The organism is Saccharopolyspora sp. NPDC050389 (genome assembly GCF_040655595.1).
Classification (GTDB): Bacteria; Actinomycetota; Actinomycetes; order Mycobacteriales; family Pseudonocardiaceae; genus Saccharopolyspora.
Map to the genome: position 1 here is coordinate 11,391 of NZ_JBFAKG010000146.1, position 6,168 is coordinate 17,558.

5 protein-coding genes are annotated in these 6,168 nt (G+C 71.4%); 3 read left to right on the forward strand and 2 right to left on the reverse strand.

Annotated elements, in window-relative coordinates; translation table 11 throughout:
- Positions 1-102: 102 nt before the first annotated feature.
- On the reverse strand, positions 103-1,716 hold the full coding sequence (locus AB0I53_RS46535; RefSeq protein WP_358616811.1) for a Na+/H+ antiporter: 1,614 nt from the start codon (positions 1,714-1,716) through the stop codon (positions 103-105).
- A gap of 103 nt (positions 1,717-1,819) precedes the next feature.
- The gene (locus tag AB0I53_RS46540) at positions 1,820-2,929 is read right to left on the reverse strand and encodes a glycerophosphodiester phosphodiesterase (RefSeq protein ID WP_358616813.1); all 1,110 of its coding nucleotides are present in this window, start codon (positions 2,927-2,929) and stop codon (positions 1,820-1,822) included.
- A gap of 222 nt (positions 2,930-3,151) precedes the next feature.
- Here AB0I53_RS46540 and purD point away from each other — a divergent pair, with 222 nt between their 5' ends.
- The 3 genes from purD to AB0I53_RS46555 all read left to right on the forward strand — a co-directional run bounded on the left by purD (position 3,152) and on the right by AB0I53_RS46555 (position 6,059).
- Positions 3,152-4,414 (forward strand): phosphoribosylamine--glycine ligase, encoded by a 1,263-nt coding sequence (gene purD, locus AB0I53_RS46545; RefSeq protein ID WP_358616815.1) that lies wholly within the window; start codon positions 3,152-3,154, stop codon positions 4,412-4,414.
- A 148-nt stretch (positions 4,415-4,562) separates the two neighbouring features.
- Positions 4,563-4,862, forward strand: coding sequence for a hypothetical protein (locus AB0I53_RS46550; protein WP_358616818.1), 300 nt, complete (start codon positions 4,563-4,565; stop codon positions 4,860-4,862).
- A gap of 12 nt (positions 4,863-4,874) precedes the next feature.
- Positions 4,875-6,059: a transglycosylase SLT domain-containing protein gene (locus AB0I53_RS46555; RefSeq protein ID WP_358616820.1), complete on the forward strand. Its 1,185-nt coding sequence runs from the start codon at positions 4,875-4,877 to the stop codon at positions 6,057-6,059.
- Positions 6,060-6,168 lie beyond the last annotated feature (109 nt).

Here is a 6,168-nt window from a genome sequence, read left to right on the forward strand (position 1 = left end):
ACCACACCCCCCCCACCCCGGTGCTGTCGGGGGCTTATTCCTCCCCCCCCTCCTACACCCCCCCCCCCCCCCCCCACGACCCGTGCTCTACGCCGGCTGATCTCAGCGGTTGCGCCAGGAGCTGTCGAGGGCGGCTTCCTGGAGGTCGAGTTCGCGCAGGACGCGGCGCAGCACCTCGTCGTCGACGTTGCCCGCGTCCCGCTCGTCGGCCATCGCCGAGCGCTGCACCTCGATCAGGTCGCGGCGCAAGTCGGAGAACACCTTGCTCGCTGTGTCCGCCCGCTCCGCGGGCGTGCGTCCGACCTGCTCCGCCGCGGCCATCCCCTGGTGCTCCACCAGGTCCTTCATTCGGCCGATGATCCGGTCGAAGTGCTCCGGGCTGGTGTTCAGGCCGTCGGGCGTGAGCCCGTCCAGGTGCCGCAGGGCGGCGCTGGTCGCGGTCACCCGGGCCTCCGCCTCCGCCTGGTCGTCGCGCGCGGCCTCGTCCGGGTCGGTGATGCCGAGCTTCCGGATCAGCCACGGCAGCGTGGTGCCCTGCACCAGGATCGTGCCGACCGCGATCACGAACGCGATGAACTGGATCAGCTCGCGCGCCGGGAACGGCTCCCCGGTGCCGGTGGTGTGCGGGATCGCGCCCGCGGCGGCGAGCGTGACCACGCCGCGCATCCCGGCCCACGACAGCACGGCGGTGCGCCGCCACCGGACGCCGCGCTTGGTGCTGGTGGCCAGCAGCTGCGACAGGCCCGGCAGGTAGTTGGAGCCGAACATCCACAGGATCCGGACCGCGATCGTCGTGGCCAGGATGAACAGCGCCGACGCGAACACCATGCCGAGGTTGCGCCCGGAGGCGACGATGGCCGCGACGACGGTTTGCAGCTGCAGCCCGATGTAGGCGAACACCAGGCTTTCCAGCAGCAGGTTGATCGACCCCCAGACGGTGTGCTCCTGCAGCCGCCCGGCGGCCCGCGCCCGCGGCTGGTTGTGGCCGACGTACAGCCCGGCGGTGACCACCGCGAGCACGCCGGAGCCGTGCAGCTGCTCGGCGGTGAGGTAGGCGATGAACGGCACTAGCACGCCCAGCAGGGTCGCCACCTGCACGTCCGGCACACGGGTCCGGGCGATCTGCGCGAGGATCCCGAACACCAGCCCGAGGCCGACGCCGACCACCACGGCCAGCACGAACACCAGCGTGCCCTGAGCCAGGGACGGCGTGGTGCCGACGACCGCGGCGATCGCCATCCGGTAGATGGTCAGCGCCGCGGCGTCGTTGATCAGGCTTTCGCCGCCGAGGATCGTCATCATGCCGCGCGGCAGCTTCAGCTGGCGGCCGATCGCGGCGGCGGTGACCGCGTCAGGCGGTGCGATGACCGCGCCGAGCACGATCGCCGAGTTCAGCGGCAGTTCCGGGATGAGCGTGTAGGCCAGCCAACCGACCAGGAACGACGTGGCGACGACCTGCAGCACGCCGTGGTGCACGATCGGCGCGATCCGGGCCCGGAAGTTGGTGTAGGAGCTCTCCAGCGCGGCGGCGTACAGCAGCGGCGGGAGCACCGCGGTCAGCAGCAGTTCCGGATCGATCTCCAGCCGCGCGGTGCCGGGGATCAGCGAAACGACCAGGCCGACCAGGACCAGCAGCAGCGGGGCGGCGATCTCGCGACTCCGCGCGACCGCGGTGACCAGCAGGGCGCCGATCAGCACGAGCAGCAATTGGGCCACCAGGCACCTCCGTCCAACATGGACAGGCTAGGCGGCCCGATGGCCCGATCGCTCAGCGCCGCTGCTCCATCCGGCCTCACGAGCAGCCGGTGTGGAGCTTCGGTCAGCGGCCTGCGAACTCGTCGCGGGCCGTGACGGCGATGTCCGGGTGGTCGCTGAAGATGCCGTCGATGCCCTGCTCGAACAGCGCCCGGAAGAAGCCGAAGGCGTCGCCGAAGGCGGCCGGGTCGGCCGAGGAGCGGAAGTCCGCGGGCAGGAACTTGTTCTCCGCCCGGACCGTGTAGGGCACCACCTCGAGGCCGGCCGCGTGGGCGTCGGCGACGACGGTGGTCGGCGCGGTCAGGAAACCGTCGGCGTTCACCGGCAGGATCACCTTGGTGTCCGGCCCGATCACGTCGGCGTACTCCGCGATCTCCCGCAGACCCGCCGGCTTGACCAGGTCGGCGTAGGTGCGCGGATCGCCGGCCTCGACGAAGTCCTGCGGCGCGCCGGAGTTGCTGATCAGCTGCACGAGCTGCACCCGCAGCGACCGGTCGAGCTCCTTGAGGTTGGCCACCTCGAAGGACTGCACGGCGACCTTGGCGTCCGGCCGGTTCAGGCCGTTGCGGGTCAGCGCCTCGACCACGCCGGGCTCCAGCGCCAGGCCGAGCTTGGCGAAGTAGCTGGGGTGCTTGGTCTCCGGGGCGACGCCGATGTGGCGGCCGAGCTCCCGGGACAGCCGGGCGCGCAGGTCCAGGACCTCCTGGAACGTCGGCACCTCGTAGCGACCGTCGTAGATCGTGTTGTTCGGCCGGACGTCCGGGATGCGCTCCTTGGCGCGCAGCGTCTTGAGCTCGGCGAGGGTGAAGTCCTCGGTGAACCAGCCGGTGATCGAGCCGCCGTCGATGACCTTGGTGGTCTTGCGGCCGGCGAACTCGGGGTGGTCGGCGACGTCGGTGGTGCCGCCGATCTCGTTCTCGTGCCGCGCGACCAGCACGCCGTCCTTTGTGGACACCAAGTCGGGCTCGATGTAGTCGGCGCCCATCCGGGCCGCCAGCTCGTAGGAGGCCAGCGTGTGCTCCGGCCGGTACCCGGAGGCGCCGCGGTGCCCGAAGACCGCCACCTGGTCGGCGCCCTGCGGCGGGTTCGGTGCGGCGATGGCGGGCGCGGTGATCAGCCCAAGCGCCGCTGCACCCGCGACGGACAGCGCCGTCAGGCGTACCCGGATGGTCATGTGCCCTCCTGTTTCTCGCGCAGCATGTCGATCAACGCTGCACATTCGGGCAAAACACTGACCGCCGCAATCGACCATTCGCGCAAGGCCGGGCAACCCCGCGACAACGGCCGGGTGAACTACCGGGATCGGCCGGATGAGCCACCCCCGGCGAGGCATCCGCGCCAAAAAGTGCGGGGGCATTGCCGACGTGGCGTGCCGCACGCTCTACGCTCACGGTTTGTGCGAATCCTCGTGATCGGTGGCGGTGGCCGGGAACACGCGATCGTGCTGGCGCTGTCCCGCGACCCGTCCGTGACCGCGCTGGCCTGCGCGCCGGGCAACGCGGGCACCGCTGCGCTGGCTGAGACCTACGGCGTCGACGTCGCGAAGCCGGCTGAAGTGGCCGAACTGGCCACCAAGTGGAAGGCCGACCTCGTCGTGTTCGGCCCCGAGACGCCGCTGGTCGCGGGCGCGGCCGACGCGGTCCGGGCGGCCGGCATCGCCTGCTTCGGCCCGTCGAAGGCCGCCGCGCGCATCGAAGGCTCGAAGGCCTTCGCCAAGGACGTCATGCTCGCGGCCGGGGTGCCGACCGCGCACAGCGAAGTGGTCGACAACCCGGCGAAGCTGGACGCCGCGCTGGCGCACTTCGGCCCCACCTGGGTGGTCAAGGACGACGGCCTGGCCGCCGGCAAGGGCGTGCTGGTGACCGGCGACTTCGACGCGGCGCGCGCGCACGCGCTCAAGCTGCTCGACGGCGGGCACCCGGTGCTGCTGGAGTCGTTCCTGGACGGCCCCGAGGCATCGCTGTTCTGCCTGGTCGACGGCACCACGGTGGTCCCGCTGCTGCCGGCGCAGGACTTCAAGCGCGTCGGCGACGGCGACGCGGGCCCGAACACCGGCGGCATGGGCGCCTACACGCCGCTGCCGTGGGCGCCGGACGACCTGGTGGAGACCGTGGTGCGCGCCGCCGTGCAGCCCACCGTCGACGAGCTCGCGCGCCGCGGCACGCCGTTCTCCGGGCTGCTGTACGCGGGGCTGGCGTTGACCTCCAGCGGCCCGCAGGTGATCGAGTTCAACTGCCGCTTCGGCGACCCCGAAACCCAGGCCGTGCTGTCGCTGCTGCACACCCCGCTGGCGTCGTTGTTCAACGCCGTCGCGCGCGGTGAGCTCGCCGAGCAGCCGCCGCTGGAGTGGGAGCCCGGTGCCGCGGTGACCATCGTGATCGCCGCGGAGGGCTATCCCGGCCGGCCGCGCGTCGACGACGTGATCCAGGGCGGCGACGCGCAGGGCATCCTGCACTCCGGCACCCGGCGCCGCGAGGACGGCGCGGTGCTTTCCGCCGGCGGTCGCGTGCTGTCGGTGGTGGCCACCGGCGAGGACCTGGAGTCGGCCCGCGAGGCGGCGTACCAACGGGTCGCCGGCGTGCACCTGCCCGGCTCGCATTACCGCACCGACATCGCGCTCCGCGCGGTCCAGGGCGAGATCGCCATCCCGAACTCCTGACCAAAACGGAAACTTCGGCGAAAACCGCCCGGTGATGGGGAAATCCCGTCACCGGGCGGTTTTTTCTGGTGTTCTTGCTCTGGCCGCGGTGAACCCGGCCGCGGGGGACCGCCGCCGGGTGCGCGGGGTCGAGCACGAGGAGGCGCCTGTGACCCAGGCGGGCTACAACCTGGAAGCCATGGAGGACTGCCGGTCGGCGGTGGACGGCAAGGCCGGGCCGGTCGGGGCGGTGGGGGACGGCTTCGAAGGTCAGCACGTCGACGCAGCGATCTTCGGCGAGCTGGAGGCGGCGGGCTCGTTCGCGTCCGCGATCACCGAGTTCGACGCGACCGGCAAGCGCGAGTTCGACGCCGCCGAGCAGCTGCTGCGCAGCGTCAGCGGCGCGCTCGACGCGGTGCGGACCACCGTCGACGAGACCGACCAGGCGAACGTCGAATCATTCCGCTGAGCTGGGGACCTGATGGGGATTTCGGGAGAGGTGGCGGGCAAGCCCGGCGGGGGCGAGCTCGCCGAGCAGCTGCGCAAGATCGAGAACAGCAGGCCGGATGACATCCGCGCGATCGGCAACCGCTGGCGCGACGCGGCCGGCCGCACCGGCGACCACGGGCAGGACCTCGGCCAGGCGGTGCGCGGTCTCGACGGGGCGTGGGAGGGCGAGTCCGCGGACGCATTCGTCGGCTACATGGGCAAGGTGACCGGCGGGTTCGACAAGGCCCGCGAGGCGCTGCAGAGCTCGGCCGACGTGCTGGAGCGGGCGGCGCAGGGCGTGCAGTCCGCCAAGGACGAGGTCAACGCGATCGGCGAGCGGGCGCTGTCGGATGCGCGAGCCGCCGAGGACGCGTACCAGAAGGAGATCGCCGGAGCGGCCGACGACGCGGCCAAGGAAGAGGCGGCGCAGCGGCGCGACGACGCCATCACCAAGGCCATGAAGGAGCACGCCCAGGAGGCCAAGGGCAAGATCGACGACGCGAACGCGAAGCTCGGCGCCGCGCTGGGCGAGTTGCGCGGCGCCACGGCTGGGCTGACCGACGTGTTCTCCGCGCTGCCGAAGGCAGGCGAGCAGCCGTTCACACCGGCCCCGGGCCGGCAGGTCGACTGGGACATGACGCCGCCCGAGGCGACCGAGCAGCAGTCCAGCACGCCCGGCGGCGAGTCGAACTCGTCCGGCGGCTCGGGCGGTTCTGGCAGCGGCTCCGGCAGCGGCTCCGGCGGTGGTGGTGGCGGTGAGTCCGGCGGCGGTGGCGGGCTCGGGCCGAGCGGTGGCCCGCCCAGCGGTGGCCCGCCGCCCGGCAACGTCGAGGAGTGGATCCGCGAGGCCATCAAGATCCTGCAGGCCAACGGCATTCCGGTCACCGAGGACAACATCGACGAGATCTGGACGATCATCCAGAAGGAATCGGGCGGCAACCCGCACGCGATCAACGACTGGGACTCCAACGCGGCGAAGGGAACGCCGTCGAAGGGCCTGATGCAGTGCATCGACCCGACGTTCCAGGCGCACAAACTCCCCGGGCACGACGACATCTACAACCCGGTGGACAACATCATCGCGGGCGTCCGCTACACCTTCGACCGCTACGGCGGCTTCGAGGGACACCCGGGTCTGAAGGCCATGTCCCAGGGCGGCGGCTACCAGGGCTACTGAGTTCCTGTTCCCAACGGGGCCGTGAGTCTTTTGGGCTGCTATAGAGGCTGTTTTGGAAGGGGTTGTGTGTGGTTGTGATATGTGGCTGATGATCACGTGTGAGGGCGTG

Coding starts and splice junctions, on each gene's coding strand:
- AB0I53_RS46555 (WP_358616820.1), top strand. CDS start 4,875: ATGGGGATTTCGGGAGAGGTGGCGGGCAAGCCCGGCGGGGGCGAGCTC.
- AB0I53_RS46540 (WP_358616813.1), bottom strand. CDS start 2,929: ATGACCATCCGGGTACGCCTGACGGCGCTGTCCGTCGCGGGTGCAGCG.